The organism is Paraburkholderia silvatlantica, from assembly GCF_003096715.1.
Taxonomy (GTDB): Bacteria; Pseudomonadota; Gammaproteobacteria; order Burkholderiales; family Burkholderiaceae; genus Paraburkholderia; species Paraburkholderia silvatlantica.
In genome coordinates, this window is the sequence record NZ_QEOL01000004.1 from 156,753 (window position 1) to 173,396 (window position 16,644).

14 protein-coding genes are annotated in these 16,644 nt (G+C 66.2%); 4 read left to right on the top strand and 10 right to left on the bottom strand.

Features of this window, described 5'->3' with window-relative positions; translation table 11 throughout:
* The first annotated feature begins 57 nt into the window (after window positions 1–57).
* Window positions 58–2,328: a DNA repair helicase YoaA gene (yoaA, locus tag C7411_RS07125; protein ID WP_110384000.1), complete on the top strand. Its 2,271-nt coding sequence runs from the start codon at window positions 58–60 to the stop codon at window positions 2,326–2,328.
* Between the two features lie 166 nt (window positions 2,329–2,494).
* On the opposite strand, the gene C7411_RS07130 is transcribed toward yoaA, so the two are convergent.
* Entirely contained in the window at window positions 2,495–2,764 is a 270-nt protein-coding gene (locus C7411_RS07130; protein WP_110384001.1) for a hypothetical protein, read from the bottom strand.
* Between the two features lie 232 nt (window positions 2,765–2,996).
* Complete coding sequence (locus C7411_RS07140) at window positions 2,997–4,229, bottom strand: ribosomal protein uL16 3-hydroxylase (RefSeq protein WP_110384002.1); 1,233 nt, start codon at window positions 4,227–4,229, stop codon at window positions 2,997–2,999.
* 32 nt (window positions 4,230–4,261) lie between these two features.
* Here C7411_RS07140 and C7411_RS07145 point away from each other — a divergent pair, with 32 nt between their 5' ends.
* Window positions 4,262–4,807 carry an FKBP-type peptidyl-prolyl cis-trans isomerase gene (locus C7411_RS07145; protein WP_042265025.1) on the top strand — a complete coding sequence of 182 codons (546 nt, stop codon included), beginning with the start codon at window positions 4,262–4,264 and terminating at the stop codon, window positions 4,805–4,807.
* A gap of 11 nt (window positions 4,808–4,818) precedes the next feature.
* Here C7411_RS07145 and C7411_RS07150 read toward each other — a convergent pair whose 3' ends face one another.
* From C7411_RS07150 to C7411_RS07165, 4 genes are all read right to left on the bottom strand, one after another.
* Window positions 4,819–6,210 carry a hypothetical protein gene (locus C7411_RS07150; protein WP_110384003.1) on the bottom strand — a complete coding sequence of 464 codons (1,392 nt, stop codon included), beginning with the start codon at window positions 6,208–6,210 and terminating at the stop codon, window positions 4,819–4,821.
* Between the two features lie 73 nt (window positions 6,211–6,283).
* Window positions 6,284–8,968 (bottom strand): DNA mismatch repair protein MutS, encoded by a 2,685-nt coding sequence (gene mutS, locus C7411_RS07155; RefSeq protein WP_110384174.1) that lies wholly within the window; start codon window positions 8,966–8,968, stop codon window positions 6,284–6,286.
* Between the two features lie 96 nt (window positions 8,969–9,064).
* Entirely contained in the window at window positions 9,065–10,363 is a 1,299-nt protein-coding gene (gene lplT, locus C7411_RS07160) for a lysophospholipid transporter LplT (RefSeq protein ID WP_110384004.1), read from the bottom strand.
* Between the two features lie 155 nt (window positions 10,364–10,518).
* On the bottom strand, window positions 10,519–11,319 hold the full coding sequence (locus C7411_RS07165) for an inositol monophosphatase family protein (protein ID WP_110384005.1): 801 nt from the start codon (window positions 11,317–11,319) through the stop codon (window positions 10,519–10,521).
* A gap of 478 nt (window positions 11,320–11,797) precedes the next feature.
* On the opposite strand from C7411_RS07165, the gene C7411_RS07170 reads away from it, so the two are divergent.
* Together C7411_RS07170 and cysE are read left to right on the top strand one after the other, a co-directional pair.
* A complete protein-coding gene (locus C7411_RS07170) occupies window positions 11,798–12,682 on the top strand; it encodes an RNA methyltransferase (RefSeq protein ID WP_373682576.1) in 885 nt (294 codons plus the stop codon).
* A gap of 221 nt (window positions 12,683–12,903) precedes the next feature.
* Window positions 12,904–13,728, top strand: a complete 825-nt coding sequence (gene cysE / locus C7411_RS07175; RefSeq protein WP_110384006.1) for a serine O-acetyltransferase — start codon at window positions 12,904–12,906, stop codon at window positions 13,726–13,728.
* 38 nt (window positions 13,729–13,766) lie between these two features.
* Here the strand turns inward: cysE and C7411_RS07180 are convergent, their stop codons facing one another.
* The 4 genes from C7411_RS07180 to C7411_RS07195 form a co-directional block, all read right to left on the bottom strand.
* Complete coding sequence (locus C7411_RS07180) at window positions 13,767–14,564, bottom strand: UDP-2,3-diacylglucosamine diphosphatase (protein ID WP_110384007.1); 798 nt, start codon at window positions 14,562–14,564, stop codon at window positions 13,767–13,769.
* Between the two features lie 33 nt (window positions 14,565–14,597).
* Window positions 14,598–15,092 (bottom strand): peptidylprolyl isomerase, encoded by a 495-nt coding sequence (locus C7411_RS07185; RefSeq protein ID WP_069265573.1) that lies wholly within the window; start codon window positions 15,090–15,092, stop codon window positions 14,598–14,600.
* 160 nt (window positions 15,093–15,252) lie between these two features.
* Window positions 15,253–15,837 carry a peptidylprolyl isomerase gene (locus C7411_RS07190; protein WP_110384008.1) on the bottom strand — a complete coding sequence of 195 codons (585 nt, stop codon included), beginning with the start codon at window positions 15,835–15,837 and terminating at the stop codon, window positions 15,253–15,255.
* 58 nt (window positions 15,838–15,895) lie between these two features.
* Window positions 15,896–16,612: a tetratricopeptide repeat protein gene (locus C7411_RS07195; protein WP_110384009.1), complete on the bottom strand. Its 717-nt coding sequence runs from the start codon at window positions 16,610–16,612 to the stop codon at window positions 15,896–15,898.
* Window positions 16,613–16,644 lie beyond the last annotated feature (32 nt).

The following is a 16,644-nucleotide window of genomic DNA, read 5'->3' on the forward strand; positions in this document are numbered from 1 at the left end:
CCGGGGCGCGGCAGCCGGCGTGTTGCGCCGTTCCGGACCGAGCAGGAACCGCTTGCCTTGAATTCAACGACCGTTTCCCGTTCCCGGCCCGCGCGCGAAGGCGGCGCGCCGGAGGCTGCCGCGCGCGCGGAGCAAACAGCCGCTGCACCCACGTTGAGCGCACGCCGCGCCGCCGAACTCGAAGAGCTCTTCGCGGCCGACGGCCTGCTCGCCCGCGAGATCGACGGCTATCGCCCGCGCGCGGCGCAGATCGAAATGGCGCGCGCGGTCGCGGCCGCAATGGAAGCCGCCGCGCAATCCCTGCCCGATCCCGCGACGTTCGAACTCCAGTCGCGCCCGGCGCGGCGGGTCGAGCGTGGTGCGCCGGCGCAGCCCGGCGCCGAGGAAGCGGCGCGCGCCGCAGCCGGGAACGGCGACAACACGCTGATCGTCGAGGCGGGCACGGGTACCGGCAAGACGTACGCATACCTTGTGCCAGCCATGCTGTGGGGCGGCAAGGTGGTCGTCTCGACGGGCACGAAGCATTTGCAGGACCAGCTTTTCGCGCGCGACATCCCCACGGTGCGCGACGCCTTGGCGGTGCCGGTGAGCGTGGCGATGCTCAAGGGCCGCGCCAACTATCTCTGCCACTATTATCTGCAGCGCACGGCCGACAACGGCCGGCTGCCGTCGCGTCAGGAAACCGCGTATCTGCAGGAAATCGTGCGCTTCGCGAAGATCACGCGCTCGGGCGACAAGGCAGAGCTCGCGAGCGTGCCCGAGACGGCGGCCGTATGGTCGATGGTCACGTCGACGCGCGATAACTGTCTTGGCCAGGAGTGCCCGCATTACAAGGACTGCTTCGTGATGCAGGCGCGCCGCGAGGCGCAGCAGGCCGACATCGTGGTGGTGAACCACCATCTGTTTTTCGCCGACATCATGCTGCGCGACACCGGCATGGCCGAGCTGCTGCCGAGCGCGAATACGATCATCTTCGACGAAGCGCACCAGTTGCCCGAAACGGCCACGCTCTTTTTCGGCGAAACGCTTTCGACCGCGCAGTTCCTCGAGCTCGCGCGCGATTGCGTGGCCGAAGGCCTGAGCCACGCGCGCGACGCGGTGGAATGGGTCAAGCTCGGTGCGGCGCTGGAGCGCGCCGCACGCGACGTGCGGCTTGCGTTCAAGGAAGATTCGCTGCGGCTGTCGATCACGCAGTTGCCCGAGGATCACCCCCTCTTCGATGCGCTCGACGCGCTGCAGACCGAACTGGGCACGCTTGCCACGGCACTCGCAGGGCAGGCAGAGCGCGCCGAATCGATTGGCGCGTGCCTGCGCCGCGCGCGCGAGCTGCAAGGCGTCCTCGAGGGCTGGACCGCGCCGCAGGGCGCCGCGCCGGCGCGTGAAACACACCAGGCCGATGCGCAAGGGCAGGACGAAAGCGCTCATGCGCAAGACGACGCGGACGAGAAAGTCCGTTGGGTCGAGGTGTTCTCGCACACGGTTCAGCTGCACGAAACCCCGCTCTCCGTGGCGCCGATCTTCGCCAGGCAGCGCGCCGGTGTGCCGCGCACGTGGGTCTTCACGTCGGCCACGCTTTCGGTGCGCGGCGACTTCACGCACTACGCGGCGCAAATGGGCCTGAGTTCGCGCCGCTCGATGACGCTGCCGAGTCCATTCGACTATCCCACGCAAGGGTTGCTTTACGTGCCGCGCAACATGCCGCAGCCGTCCTCGCCGCAGTTCACTGACGCCGTCTTCGATGCGGCGCTGCCGGCGATCGAGGCGTCGGGCGGCGGTGTCTTCATGCTATGCACGACGTTGCGTGCAGTCGACCGCATTGCCCAGAAGCTGCGCGACACGATCGAGGCGCGCGGCTGGAATACGCCGTTGCTCGTGCAGGGCGACGCGAGCCGCACGGAGCTGCTCGAGCGCTTCCGCGCCTATGGCAATGCGATCCTCGTGGGCAGCCAGAGCTTCTGGGAAGGCGTGGACGTGCGCGGCGATGCGCTCTCGCTCGTGGTTATCGACAAGCTGCCGTTTGCGCCGCCCGACGATCCGGTGCTGGCGGCGCGCCTCGACGCGCTGGCAAAGAAAGGTCTGAGTCCGTTCGCGGTCCACCAGCTCCCGCAGGCGGTGATCACGCTCAAGCAGGGCGCCGGGCGACTGATTCGTGCGGAAACCGACCGCGGCGTGCTGATGATTTGTGACACCCGTCTCGTCGACAAACCGTATGGGCGACGTATCTGGCAAAGCCTGCCGCCGTTCAGGCGGACGCGGGAGATCGAGGTGGTGCAGGCGTTCTTCGAAGAGAAGAACCAGCAGGCAGGGGAGTCTGGCGAAGCGCATTGAGCCTCATGCGCGCCGCATAACAAAAAGCCACGAACATGAGTTCGTGGCTTTTTTGTTTGCTCGCCGTATGTCTGAAGCGCGATTGACGCAAGCAGCAGACCGCACGACGGTGCGCTGCGAAGCTCGCAGGGACCGAAGCCCCAGTCGAGCCTCGCGCGTACGCAACTTACTGGCTTGCGCCCGAAGCAGCAGCCGGAGCCGATGCGCCGGCGTCCGAAGCGGCAGCGCCAGCGTCCGAAGCGGGGGCCGTAGCCGCGGGAGCAGCGTCGCTCGCAGCAGCAGCCGGAGCCGATGCGCCAGCGTCCGAAGCAGCAGCAGCCGGTGCCGAAGCAGCGGCAGCATCGCTAGCCGGCGCAGCAGCCTGGTCGCTGCTCTTGTTGCACGCAGCGAGTGCAACAGCTGCCAGCAGGGATGCTACGAGGAGGGATTTCTTCATGATCACGTCCTTTTATGGTTAAAGGTAAGCAACAGCGCAAAATAATACCGGTAAATGTGCCCCAACACCGACCTGAGCCGCTGGTGGAGACGCACTGCAAGAGCGTGAATCTTCCCTACGGCCTGGCCGGAAATTATAGGCACTTTCGTATCGACCGTCGACAAATCCGGGGACAATACGTTGTCTTTCTCATACAAGCACTATTTTAGTACGGTATAACAGTCCGAAGCGCTTAGGCAAGCACCCCGGTCCGAATCCAGCCCGCACGATACCACTCGTGTAGCAACGCTGTCACACACGAATCGTGTGAGAGTGTTACAAAGCGTTTCCCGTCCAAAGAGCGCCTGTCGGCCAGTGCCGGCAGCCACTTTCTTGCTTCTTTGAGCAAGTACTGTTCCCCGTTCAGGTAATACGACCGCGAATCGTAAAGCAGGATCGTCCTGCGGTCGAGTGTTATCCCGTTTTTTGCTGCTTGCGCAACGAAACGGGCTTCGTCGAGCGGTTTTACGGGGGCATCGAACACCACATTCGCTTTCGGTTCCGACAGCCACGAGCCCACGAACGAGGAGACGTCGGCGTCGCTCCAGCGCACTTTAGCAAGCACGCCGCCAACACGCTCTACCAGTGCAGGAGGAAGCTGCGCGGGATGCGCCACGGCCGGCTGGTCGGGGTCGCGGTAGAGCGTGGGCTTGTCGCTGCCGTTACTGACGCCGCGCTCCGCGAGCCAGTAAAGAAACTGGCTCGTCAATTCGTTCGTGGAAGGAGAACGAAAGCCGATCGAGCACGTCATGCATTCGCCTTCGGCGATGCCGTCGTGCGCGATGTGCGGAGGCAGGTACAGCATGTCGCCCGGCTCCAGGACCCACTCTTCTTCAGGCTGGAAGTTCGCGAGGATCTTCAGCGGCAGGCCTTCCTGCAGCGAAAGGTCGCGCTGGGCGCCAATGCGCCAGCGGCGCTTGCCGTGCACCTGCAGCAGGAAGACATCATACGAATCGAAGTGCGGGCCGACGCCGCCGCCGTCCGATGCGTACGAGATCATGAGGTCGTCGAGCCGCGCGTCGGGCGCGAAGCGAAAGCGCTCGAGCAGCGCGCGCGCGCGGTCGTCGTGCAGGTCGGCGCCCTGTACCAGAAGCGTCCACTGGCGGGTCTTCGGCGTGGGCAGTTCGTCCGGCGAGAACGGGCCGTGTTCGAGTGCCCATCGGCGGCGAAAATGTGTGATGAGACGCGACTCGACATCGTCGTTGTCTGCGAGCGCGAAAAGGGCTTCGCGTGAGAGCGGCGCTTCGATGTCGGGAATCGCCTGGCGGATCAACAGCGGCTTTTTCTGCCAGTATTTGCGCATGAACTGCGCCGGCGTCAGGCCGCCCAGAAGCGGCGTGGCAACATCGGGCGCGGGGCATGCCGGGGGGAGGGAGGCGCGCCGCTTGCGCGCGTCCACCGGGTGGTCTGGGGACCGCTTCGGCATCGTATAATGTGGTCTGTAATCTGGAGGATCGAATGAAAATTGCAAAGGACACCGTCGTGTCGGTCGCTTACAAGCTATCGGATGCGCAGGGCAATCTGATCGAGGAAAGCGACGAGCCGATGGTCTATCTGCACGGCGGCTATGATGGCACGTTCCCCAAGATCGAGGAAGTGCTGGACGGGCAGGAGCCGGGCTTCGAGACCCAGATCCAGCTTGAGCCGCAAGACGCTTTCGGGGAATACGATCCCGAGCTCGTGAAGATCGAGCCGCGCAACCGCTTTCCCGAGCCGCTCGAAGTCGGCATGCAGTTCGAAGGCACGCCCGAAGAAGGCGACGAAGATCTCGACACGCTCATCTACACGGTCACCGACGTCGCCGAAGACAAGGTCGTGCTCGACGGCAATCATCCGCTAGCGGGCATGGCGCTGCGTTTCGCGCTGACGGTCAAGGAAGTGCGCACCGCCACCGAAGACGAAATCGAACATGAGCACGCGCATGGCGCGGACGGCCTCGAAATCGTCGACGAAGACGAGGAAGACGACGGCGACGAAGGCGCCTCGAAACCCACCCTGCACTAACTAATCGCCGCTCAATGCGCGAAGCCGCCTGACGCCGGTGCGCCGGGCGGCTGCAGCGGGTCAGGCGGCTGGCCATTGCCGCCGTTTCCGTTTCCGTTTCCGCCGCCGTTGCCGTTGCTGCCATCCAGGCCGTTCTGGCCGTTCGCATCGTTTCGACCATTTAGTCCATTCTGTCCGCCCTGCGTGGGCCACGCCGGCACGAGCACGCCGTTGCCGGCCGGCGGCAAGCCGGAAGGCACGGCGGTTCCCGATGCGCCAGGCGTCGCGGGCGCGACGTCAGGCGACTGCGGCATGCCGGGAATCTCGGTCACATCGGGCATCGACGACACTTCGGGCATTTCCGGCATCGCGGGCGACGATCCCGCGCCGGGCGTGTTCGGCGACGGCTGCGCCGGCAACAGCGGCAGATGCTTCGGCACATCGCGCACGCTCACGCGCAGGGGCGTTCGGCGCGCCATGTCGGCGTCCACTTGCAGCCATTGCGTGAGCGGGTCGCGCAATGAGAATGCGATGCGCGTAACGTTTTCTATCTTTGCGCCCTTGTCGTTACGCAGCGGCTGATCGATCGTGAAACCATGGGCGAGCTTCGAGTCGTCGGCATTCACGACGATGATCTGCCCGCGGAAGATCTCGGCGAGTTTCACGAGGCTGCGGCGCAACTCGAGGTAGCCGTCGCGCGGTGCACGGTGAAAGCGCAGCCACGCGAAGCGGTCGGGGCGCTCGTAATGCTCGGGCATCGCGTTGCCTTGCATGAAGATGACGATCGCGCGCGCGTTGCGGCGCTTCGCATACTCGGCCGCATGTTCGAGCCAGAAGCCGTTGGCGATCACGCGGTCTTCGAACTCGCCGTTGCGCCCGCCCGCATTGAGATAGTGATTGTTGCCGTCCGGCACGTTCAGCCCGATGAACACCGTGTCGCCGAGTTGCCAGCGTACGTTTTCCCGGTACGGCCGAAAGCGCGAGACTTCGCTTTCGCGCGTGAGCGTCAAGGGGGTTTGGCCGAGCGCGTTGGGATCGGAGAAGAAGTTCTGGCGCAGGAAGTCGAGTCGCTCAGCGGGATCGTAGGCGCCCGAGCCGTTCATGCCGCAGGAGATCCAGTCGCGTTCGCCGGGCACGAACACGAGCGGCGCACGTGACGCATCGAGCAGGTCGTGACGGCGCTCGTAAAGATGGTCGGCACAGGTTTCGCGTGCGCCCTTGATATTGCCGTCGTAGACCGTGAACGCGATTTGCGGATCACGCCCGATGGCGTCGATGAGCCGCTGCGCCGACGGTTCCTCGGACTGCGAACTGAGCGCGTTCGCCACGACCGCGAAGGCATAGCGAGGCGCCTGGGCGAACGCTGCGAGCGGCGAACCCAGTAACGAAGCCAGCAGCAACGCGCACGACGCACGGCGCATCATTTTCAGATAGCGCGAGCGGGGACTGCCGCGACCCGCCGGATGCGGTGGTCGCGGCGGCGTCGCGAGGCGACGCTCAGCGTCTGGCGTCCGGCGCCGTGGCCAGCTCATGCAGTTCGTACAACAGGTCGAGCGCGTCGCGCGGGCGCAGTTCGTTCGGATCGAGTTCGCGCAGCCGCTGTGCGACGAGCGACGCGCCACGATCCTCCTCGACCGGCGCGGCGCGATCTTCCACGAAGGTCGCTTCGTCGTCGTACTCGGCGGCGGGCGCGGCGAACAGGTCGAGTTGCGGTGTAGGCTGTCCCGCCGATTGCTGCTCCAGATGCACGAGATGCTTGCGTGCGGCGCGGATCACGGCGGCAGGCACCCCCGCGAGCTGCGCGACCTGCAGGCCGTAGCTCTGGTTCGCCGGGCCTTCCTGCACCGCATGCAGGAACACGATGCCGTGGCCATGCTCGACGGCCGAAAGATGCACGTTCGCCGCCTGCGCAAATTCGGCCGGCAGTTGCGTGAGCTCGAAGTAGTGCGTGGCGAACAGCGTGTGGCAACCGTTGTGCGCGAGCAGATGCCGCGCGATGGCCCACGCGAGGGCGAGGCCGTCGAACGTCGACGTGCCGCGCCCGATTTCATCCATGAGCACGAGGCTTTGCGGCGTGGCGTCGTTGAGAATGGCCGCGGCTTCGGTCATCTCGACCATGAAGGTCGAGCGGCCGCCCGCGAGGTCGTCGGCGGCCCCGATGCGCGTGAAGATGCGGTCGATCGGCCCGAAGCTGGCGCGCTTTGCCGGCACGTAGCTGCCCACGTAAGCGAGCAGGGCGATCAGCGCGGTCTGCCGCATGAAGGTCGATTTACCGCCCATGTTAGGGCCGGTAATGAGCAGCAGCTTGCGCTCGGCCGAAAGCAGGCAGTCGTTGGCGATGAACTGCTCGACCTGCGCTTCGACCACGGGATGACGGCCTTGCTCGATCTCGATGCCGGGCGCCTGCGTGAACGTGGGCGCGTTCCAGTCGAGCGCGCGGGCGCGTTCCGCGAACGCGGCCAGCAGGTCGAGTTCCGCGAGTGCGGCGGCTACGCGCTGGCAATCGGGAATGAATGGCAGCAGCGATTGCAGCAGCGCGTCGTAGAGCGCCTTTTCGCGCGAGAGCGCGCGTTCCTGCGCCGAGAGCGCCTTGTCCTCGAACGTCTTCAGTTCCGGCGTGATGTAGCGCTCGGCGTTCTTGAGCGTCTGGCGACGGCGATAGTCGTCGGGAACCTTGTCGGTCTGGCCGCGTGTGACTTCGATATAGAAGCCGTGCACCTTGTTGTACTCGACGCGCAGATTGCCGATGCCGGTGCGCGCACGCTCGCGCGTTTCGAGGTCGAGCAGGAACTGACCGCAGTTCTCGGAGATGTCGCGCAGTTCGTCGAGATCCGCGTCGTAGCCGCGTGCGATCACGCCGCCGTCGCGGACCATCGCCGCCGGTTCCGGCGCGACTGCGCGCTGCAGGAGCGCCGCGCACTCGGCGGGCGGTTCGAGCGCCTCGGCGATGTGCGCGAGCGACGCGGCCGCGCCGCTTGCGGCTGCGACCTGTTCGCGCAGCCCAGGCAGCGCCGCAAAGGTGTCGCGCAGGCTCGACAGATCGCGCGGGCGCGCGGAAAGCAGCGCGAGGCGCCCGGTAATACGCTCGACGTCGGCGATCTGACGCAGGGCGCTGCGCAACGTATCGACGCTCGCTTGTGGCGGCGCCTCGAGCAATGCGCCGATGGCCTGCTGGCGCATTTGCGCGATAGCGGCTTCGCGCGGCGGGTGATGGAGCCAGTGACGCAGCAAGCGGCTGCCCATGGCCGTACTGCACGTGTCGAGCAGCGAGCAAAGCGTGGGCGATTCGGTGCCGCGCAGGGTTTCCGTGAGTTCGAGATTGCGACGCGTGGCCGGATCGAGCCCGATGTATTCCGATTCGGCCTCGACTTTCAGGCTGCGCACGTGCCGTAACTGCTGACCCTGCGTGGCCGCCGCATAGAGCAGCAGCGCGCCCGCCGCGCCGCACGCGCTCGTGAGCGTTTGCGCGCCGAAGCCGTCGAGGCTCGCCACGTCGAGCTGGTCGCACAGGCGCTGCTTGCCCGAGCCGACGTCGAAGTGCCAGGCAGGCACGCGCGTGAGCGCCCCCGAGCCGGACGGCGGCGCCCAGGCGGCGGTTTCCGCCGGCATTTCGGCGACGAGGATTTCCGCGGGCCGGATGCGCTCGAACGCCGTGGCGACCTGCTCCGGCGCGACTTCCGCCAGGCGCAACGCGCCGCTGGCGAGATTGAGCCATGCGAGGCCCACGTTGACGGTCACGCCGCGCCGGTTGTGGCCGGGGCAAACCGCCATCAGGTAGACGTCGTTCTTGTCGGAAAGGAGCGCTGCGTCGGTTAGCGTGCCGGGCGTCACCACGCGCACGACCTTGCGCTCGACCGGACCCTTGGAAGCGGCCGGGTCGCCGATCTGCTCGCAGATCGCCACCGACTCGCCCAGCTTCACGAGCTTCGCGAGATATTGCTCGACCGCGTGATGCGGCACGCCCGCCATCTTGATCGGATTGCCTGCCGAGGCCCCGCGCTGCGTGAGCGTGAGGTCGAGCAGGCGCGCGGCCTTCTCGGCGTCTTCGAAGAAGAGCTCGTAGAAGTCGCCCATCCGGTAGAACACGAGTGTGCCCGGATGGTCGGCCTTGATGCGCAGGTACTGCTGCATCATGGGAGTGTGCTGCGCGATGTCAGCTGCGCCTGTGGTGTGTGTAGCCATCATCGGTGTCTTGCCAGGGGTTCAGGGCGTGAGTTTAACGCGCGCCGATTGCATGTAAAGCCAGCCATCCGGCTAACGCCGTCACGACTGCTCCCGTCATTCGTCGACCAGTGCCTGCAGGTCCACGGTGCGCGCGTTTGCCGCACTGTGTCGCATGGCGAGCCAGATCATCGCGGAAACGAATATGCCGAACACGACGATGATCCACTGTACGGGGACCTTCGCGGTAAGCAGCAGCGCATACGCGCCGAGCATGAGCAGCACCGCGAGATTCTGGTTGAAATTCTGCACTGCGATCGAGTGGCCCGCCGAAAGCAGTGTCGCGCCGCGATGCTGGAGCAGGGCGTTCATCGGCACGATGAAGAAACCGGCGAGCACGCCGAGCAGCACCATCAGCGGGTATGCGAAAAGCAGATAGAAGGGCACGATGAACGTGCCGAAGCGCACGCCAACGCCTTGCGGAAAGAGGCCTTTGCTGTAGAACGCCATGCCGATCGCCACCGCGCCGCATAGCACGCCCACGGGCAGCACGCGCAGCGAGGCGCGCAGCGACACCCATGCGGCTGCCGCGCCCGCGCCGAGCGCGATGCCGAGTCCCGTCACGCCCTGCATCACGGCGGCTTTCGAGAGCGAGAGTCCGAGATTCGCGTCGGCCCACTTGAGCACGAGCAGTTGCAGCGTGACCGCCGCGCCCCACATCAGGGTCGTGACCCAGAGTGCGATCTGCGCGAGCTTGTCGGTCCAGAGCACGTTGAAGCTATGCGTGAAATCGCCCATGAGGCGAGCCGGCTCTCTGAGCCGGTTTTCGTAGCGCGCGCCCGTGTCGGGAATGCCGATGTTGATGATCGCGGCGAACACATACGTGATCATGACGGCGAGCATCGCGAGGTCGGCAGCCGAATGGATCGCCGGCACCGGATGGCGCGCGACGAAACGCTCGGCGTAAGTCGAAACGAGTGCGCCGCCCATCATCGTGCCGACGATGGTGGAAAGCACGGTGGCCGACTCGAGCCACGCATTGGCGGCGACGAGCTTTTCGGCCGGCAACAATTCCGTCAGGATTCCGTACTTTGCGGGCGAGTAGGCCGCCGCGCCGAAGCCGACCACGCCATACGCGATCATCGGATGCACGCCCGCGATCATCAGCAGGCAGCCACACGCCTTGAGCGCGTTCGAGACGAACATCACGTGGCGCTTTTGCAGCGCGTCGGCGAACGCGCCCACGAAAGGTGCGAGCAGCACGTAGGAAATCGTGAAAAAGATCTGCAGCAGCGGCGTCACCCAGGCGGGCGAAGCGATCACCGTGAGCAGCGCGATCGCCGCGATGAGAAGCGCGTTGTCGGCGAGCGACGACACGAACTGCGCGGCGATGATCGTGTAGAAGCCTTTTTTCATCGGATGCGTGCGGGGTCCTCTTGCAGCAGGGCGGCGGGCGAAACAAAAAAGCGGCCGAAGCCGCTCGATGCGCATGCGTGGGCGGGGCGTGACCTGGCGCGCGCCTTGCACGCGTCGCAGCGGAACAAGCCACGCACCGCGACGCGCATGAGCGCTTACGCCGCCTTGGGCACGCGCGTGTACTTCGAGAGGATCGGCACCATCTGCGCGTAGATCTTCGGGTTGCCCGCGACGACTTCGCCCACGTGCAGGAAGTCCGAGTCACCCGTGTAGTTGCCGATCAGGCCGCCGGCTTCCGTCACGAGCAGGCCGCCCGCGGCGACGTCCCACGGATTGAGGCCCTGTTCGAAGAAGCCGTCCATGCGGCCGGCGGCGACGTTGGCCAGATCGAGCGCGGCCGCGCCCGGACGGCGCAGGCCCGCGCACGCGTTGGTCATTTCGGCGAACAGTTCGCAGTAGCTGTCGAGGCCGTCCTTTTCGCGGAACGGGAAGCCGGTGCCGATCAGGCCGTCGGCGAGACGGTCGCGGCGGCCCACGCGGATGCGGCGGTCGTTCAGGAACGCGCCGCGGCCGCGCGAAGCGGTGAAGAGGTCGTTGCGCGTCGGATCGTAGACCACGGCCTGTGTGACGAGGCCCTTGTGTGCGAGCGCGACCGAGACGCAGTAGTACTGGAAGCCGTGGATGAAGTTCGTGGTGCCGTCGAGCGGGTCGATGATCCACTGGTACTCGGACTCGTTCTCCGACTGGCCCGATTCCTCGGCGAGGATGGCGTGGTCGGGGTAGGCGGTCTTGAGCGTTTCGATGATGGCGGCTTCGGCCGCCTTGTCGACTTCCGTGACGAAATCGTTGTGCTGCTTCTTCGCGACCTGCACGAGGTCGAGGTCGAGCGACGCGCGGTTGATGATCTGTCCGGCGCGGCGCGCGGCCTTGACAGCGATGTTGAGCATGGGGTGCATGAGCCTGGATCCTTGTTGTCCGGCGCGCGCAAGGGCTGGATGCGCGCACCGGTGGTGCAAAAGATAAAAGCGTCTAACGATTGGACAGGGCGCGGGCCTCGAGCGGACCTGCGGAACCTGTCCCGTCAACGGAGACGAATTGGATAAGAGCGGTGCGCGGCGGCGCTGTTTGCCGACCTGTTTGCCAACAATTGGCCAGCGGCTTGCCGGGCGCCTGGCGGGCCGCTGAACGGCTGCACGATTCGCCCGGCGCGCGCGAAACCGCCATTTTACCCGAGTATCGGCCATTTCATGGCTTCTCCCGGGCAGGATATCGGGATTTCCATGGATATGACGTTTGGCCGGCGCGCTCGCCCGGGCAACCGCGGCGCACGGCGGCGGCTTCGCGCGGCAGGAGGCGCATGAGCGGACATCGCCGCCGCGCCGGGCGCGCTAACATAGACATTTCAATATCCTTTTTCGCGGTTAGAGATCCATCTTGGCGTACCCCGATTCACTCGATTCCCACGCAACGTCCCACGCAACGGCGCCGGCTTCCGGCGACGCCCACGAGCCGCTGCGCGGCGGCTTCACGTCTACCCGCTTCGTGCTCGTCGAGCCGAGCCACCCCGGCAACGTCGGCGCGGCGGCGCGCGCGCTGAAGACCATGGGGTTCTCGCGTCTCGTGCTGGTGGCGCCGCGCGTGCCGCAAGTCCACTGCGACCCGGAAGCCGTGGCCATGGCGAGCGGCGCCGACGACGTGCTCGCGGCCGCCCACATCGTGCCAACGCTTGCCGACGCGCTGGCGGGCGTGCAATGGTCGCTCGCATTGACGGCGCGCACGCGCGAGTACGGGCCGCCGCCCGCTGCGCCGCGCCAGGCGGTCCAGGACGCCTGCCGCCAGGCGGTGCACGGCGGCGACATCGCGCTCGTATTCGGCAATGAACGCACGGGCCTGTCGAACGACGATGTCGAGCGCTGCAGCGCGCTTGCGCATATTCCGGCCAATCCCGCCTATAGCTCGCTCAATCTTGCCCAGGCGGTGCAGGTGCTCTCCTACGAGCTGCGCCTCGCGTACCTCGGGGAGAGCGCGCCCGCTGCCGCGCTGCCGGCGGCTGGCGGTGCGGGCGGCGCCGCGCAGCCTGCGGCCGGGTCGCCGCTCGCGACGAGCGACGACATCGAGCGCATGTACGTGCACCTCGAGAACGCGCTCATCGCACTCGAGTTTCTCGATCCCGCCAATCCGAAGAAGCTGATGTCGCGTCTGCGGCGGCTCTTCGCCCGCTCGGGGCTCGAGCGCGAGGAGGTCAATATCGTGCGCGGCATCGCCAAGCACATCCTCCTGCTCAAGGGCAAAGGCGAAGGCAGGGGCGAGAACCGCTGATCCTCTGCGCCGGCACGGCCGCGTGCGCAGCGGCTCCAACCTTGCCGCCGACGGGGACTTCCGACCTCAAATCGGCTTTGCGCCTACAATCGGCTGAAAACCGGCTAAAAATTCATAAGCAAATGCACGCGGCTGCAATAGCCGTTGCGCCGCCTGCATGCACGCTGCTGCGTCGCGCGGCCGCCATGACCCACGTTTCACCCGTTTATAGCGTGACTGCCATGTTCAAGAGACTTCGCGAAGACATCGCCACGATCCGCGAGCGCGATCCCGCCGCCCGCAGCGCGTGGGAGGTCCTGACCTGTTATCCGGGTCTGCATGCGCTCGTGCTGCATCGTTTCGCGCATGCGTGCTGGCGCGCGAGGCGCCGCTGGCTCGCGCGCTATGTTTCGCAGATCGCGCGTTTTCTGACGGGCATCGAGATCCATCCAGGCGCGACCATCGGCAGACGCGTGTTCATCGATCACGGCATGGGCGTCGTGATCGGCGAGACGGCCGAGGTCGGCGACGACTGCACGATCTACCAGGGCGTGACGCTCGGCGGCACTTCGCTCACGCGAGGGGCCAAGCGCCATCCGACGCTGGGCGCGGGCGTGATCGTCGGTGCAGGCGCAAAGGTGCTCGGCGGCTTCACGGTGGGCGCCGGGGCGAAGATCGGCTCGAACGCCGTGGTCGTGAAGCCGGTGCCGGAACGCGCGACGGCGGTGGGCAACCCCGCGCGCGTCGTCGCGCCCGCGAAGACCGCGCAGGTGCAGGCGAGGCCGGCTTCGGCGCGCGAGGGCTTTTGCGCCTACGGCATCACGCCGAATGCCGACGACCCGGTTTCGCTCGCGATCCACGGGCTGATCGATCACGCGGCTACGCAGACCCAGCGCGTCGATGCGATCGTCGTCGCGCTCGAGCGGCTCGGCGCGCGACTCGAGGCGCTGCATGGCGCCGATGCGGCACTCGCCGAATTGCGGCGTTTGTCAGAAGGGCTGGAGTGCGGCGGCCCGCAAGCCGAGGCGGCGAGCCGCGAAGAAGAGAAGGCGCCTGCGCGCGTTTGACGCGTGGCGCGACTGGCGCGCGCTAAAAGCGGCGTACCTCAGTCCAGCGGCAAGACCCTGAAGCCTTCGGCATCCACGCGCAGATAGCCGCCGCGCGGCTTGCCGTGATCGAGATCCCAGTCGGGCAGGACCCAACGCGTGCCGCCGGGCTCCTGGTGGCGCGCCGGCCGGTGCGTGTGGCCGTGCACGATGGTGTTCGCGCGCGCGCGCTTGAAGAGCGCCGCCACGCCTTTGACCGTGACGTCGTACTTCGGCAGGCGCGGCCCGCTGCGCTTGGTATCGCTCGCGCGGCGCGCCCGCTCGGCGATCGCGCGCCGCCAGCGAAACGGCCATGCGAGAAACAGCAACTGTACGAGCCGGTTTCGCGCGAGCTTGCGAAAGAGCTGATAGCCGTGATCGTCGGTGCACAACGCGTCGCCGTGCGCGAGTGCGAGGCGCGTGCCGAACGCGGTGATCGCGATGGGGTCGGGCAGCCAGATTGCGCCCGCGGCTTTCATGAAGCGCTTGCCCATCAGAAAGTCGCGGTTGCCGTGCATGATGTAGAGCGCGATGCCGCGCTCGGAGAGTGTATGCATCAGCGCAGCCATGCGCGCGGGGAAGGGATCGGCGAGCATGTCGTCACCGATCCAGTATTCGAAGAGGTCGCCGAGTATGAACACCGAGTCGGCCTGATCGGCCGTGACCCGGATGAAGCGCTCGAACGCGGCGACCGTGCGCGGAATCCCTTCATTCAGATGCACATCGGAAATGAACAGGAACGGACGAGCCGCGTGCGGGCGCTTGCCCTCGCCGGGCACGCCCGCGGCAGCGTGTCGTAAAGCTTTTTCCTGCAGCATCGATGAAGGGGGTGCGTGAGAGTGGTATGAAGCTTATTCGACGACGACGGCCTTCTCGATCACGACGTCGTCGACCGGCACGTCCTGATGGAAGCCCTTCGAGCCCGTCTTGACCTTCTTGATCTTGTCGACCACTTCGAGGCCTTCCACGACCTTGCCGAACACGGCGTAGCCCCAGCCTTGCGGCGTCGGCGACGAGTGGTTCAGGAAGTCATTGTCGGCAACATTGATGAAGAACTGTGCCGATGCCGAATGCGGGTCGTTGGTGCGCGCCATGGCGATCGAGCCGCGCTCGTTCTTCAGGCCGTTGTTCGCTTCGTTTTCGATCGGCGCTTCGGTCGGCTTTTGCTTCATGCCGGCGTCGAAGCCGCCGCCCTGGATCATGAACCCGTCGATGACGCGGTGAAACACCGTGCCGTCATAGTGGCCGCTCTTCACATAGTTGAGGAAGTTGGCGACCGTCTTCGGGGCCTTCTCGGCGTTCAGTTCGAGCTTGATGACGCCGTGGTTCGTGTGCAGTTCGACCATGATGGGATCCTTTGCCTGTGGCTGGGGGAATGAACGCCGCGGCATCGGCAAGAGGCGGGGCGTGTTGCCCAACGCGTGTGCCGGCGCCGCGGCGTGCGACGGGTGAGGGCGGCGCTGCCGCCCGGTTAGTCGATGATTAACCGGCGTGTTGCCGGCGTCTTTACTTGCCGACGACGCTCGCCGACTCGATCACGATTTCCTTTTGCGGCACGTCGGCCATGGGGCCGCGCGAGGTGGTGGGCGCCGCTTCGATCTTCTTCACGACGTCCATGCCCTGCGTGACCTTGCCGAACACGGCATAGCCGTTGCCGTCCGGGTTCGGATAGTCGAGGCCGGCATTGTCGACCGTGTTGATGAAGAACTGGGCGGTGGCCGAATTCGGGTCGCTCGTGCGCGCCATCGCGATCGTGCCCGTGAGGTTTTTCAGGCCGTTCCTGTTTTCAAGTGCGATAGGCGCGCGCGTGGGTTTCTCGACGAAGCTTTGCGTGTAGCCGCCGCCCTGGATCATGAAGCCGCGAATCACGCGATGAAAGATCGTGCCGTTGTACTGGCCGGCCTTCACGTACTGCAGGAAATTGTCGACGGTCTTCGGCGCTTTCTCCGGATAGAGCTCGACGCGAATGTCGCCTTCACTGGTCTTGAAGAGCACTTGCGGATGCGCGGCGGCCGGCTGGCCGTTTTGCGCAAAGGCGGGTGCGTTCGCGATCAGGGCGGCGCTGCCGAGCGCCAACATCAACCATTTCATGAGTATCCTCGGAAGTGCGGGAAAAACGTGTCGCGGCGCGCATGTTGCGCGCCAGATGTTAGTTCGACGGCGCCACGAAAGGCGGCATCGCGAGCGAGCCCGTCGAGCCGCCGAACTGGTACGCGGGGTTCGTGAACGCGGGCACGACGGCCGTCGGGGTCGCTCCCGATGCGGCTTCTTGCGCTGCCGCTGCGGTGCTCGACTTCTTCGGCGCGGGCGGCGGCGAGATGATCTTCGCAATGTCGGCCTGGCGCTGCTGCGTGGTGCCGCTTGCGTGGCCGAGCGTTTGCGCGCGGCGGTACGACGCATCGGCCAGACGCAGGTACAGGTCGCCGAGATTTTCCCACGCGAGTCCGTAAGACGGGTTCGCCTTCACCGCGGTTTCGAGCGCGACGCGCGCCTCGTCGTAGCGGCCATGCTTCGCGTAAAGCGCCGCGAGATTGTTGTAAGGCTCGGGCAATTCGGGGTAGAGCTGCGTGAGCTCGGTGAACGCCTCGATCGCGTCGTCGTCGCGGTTCAGGCGCGCGAGAATGGTCGCGCGCTTGAACTTCGCCTGCACGTCGCGCGGGTTCGTCTTGATGCGTGCGTCGAGCTGGCTGAGCGCGTCAGCCCAGTCGTGCTGGCTGATCGCCGCGTCGGCGCCTGGCGTGGCGTCCGACGTCGCGGGGGGCGCGGCATGCGCAATGCTCACGCTGCACAGCACGATCGCGACGCTCGAGAGAGCCGACGCGGCAAGGGTCGCAGCACGGGGCGCGCGGCCGCTGGAAGGTTTCATAGGGTGAGGTCGCGGTGTTATACTCCGAGCCA

Excerpts from the sequence above, each read along its gene's own strand:
- C7411_RS07140 (WP_110384002.1), bottom strand. The coding sequence starts at position 4,229 with ATGCCGAAGCGGTCCCCAGACCACCCGGTGGACGCGCGCAAGCGGCGC.
- cysE (WP_110384006.1), top strand. The coding sequence starts at position 12,904 with ATGTTCAAGAGACTTCGCGAAGACATCGCCACGATCCGCGAGCGCGAT.
- C7411_RS07130 (WP_110384001.1), bottom strand. The coding sequence starts at position 2,764 with ATGAAGAAATCCCTCCTCGTAGCATCCCTGCTGGCAGCTGTTGCACTC.
- C7411_RS07190 (WP_110384008.1), bottom strand. The coding sequence starts at position 15,837 with ATGAAATGGTTGATGTTGGCGCTCGGCAGCGCCGCCCTGATCGCGAAC.
- mutS (WP_110384174.1), bottom strand. The coding sequence starts at position 8,968 with ATGGCTACACACACCACAGGCGCAGCTGACATCGCGCAGCACACTCCC.
- C7411_RS07180 (WP_110384007.1), bottom strand. The coding sequence starts at position 14,564 with ATGCTGCAGGAAAAAGCTTTACGACACGCTGCCGCGGGCGTGCCCGGC.
- C7411_RS07185 (WP_069265573.1), bottom strand. The coding sequence starts at position 15,092 with ATGGTCGAACTGCACACGAACCACGGCGTCATCAAGCTCGAACTGAAC.
- C7411_RS07150 (WP_110384003.1), bottom strand. The coding sequence starts at position 6,210 with ATGATGCGCCGTGCGTCGTGCGCGTTGCTGCTGGCTTCGTTACTGGGT.
- C7411_RS07165 (WP_110384005.1), bottom strand. The coding sequence starts at position 11,319 with ATGCACCCCATGCTCAACATCGCTGTCAAGGCCGCGCGCCGCGCCGGA.
- C7411_RS07195 (WP_110384009.1), bottom strand. The coding sequence starts at position 16,612 with ATGAAACCTTCCAGCGGCCGCGCGCCCCGTGCTGCGACCCTTGCCGCG.
- lplT (WP_110384004.1), bottom strand. The coding sequence starts at position 10,363 with ATGAAAAAAGGCTTCTACACGATCATCGCCGCGCAGTTCGTGTCGTCG.
- C7411_RS07145 (WP_042265025.1), top strand. The coding sequence starts at position 4,262 with ATGAAAATTGCAAAGGACACCGTCGTGTCGGTCGCTTACAAGCTATCG.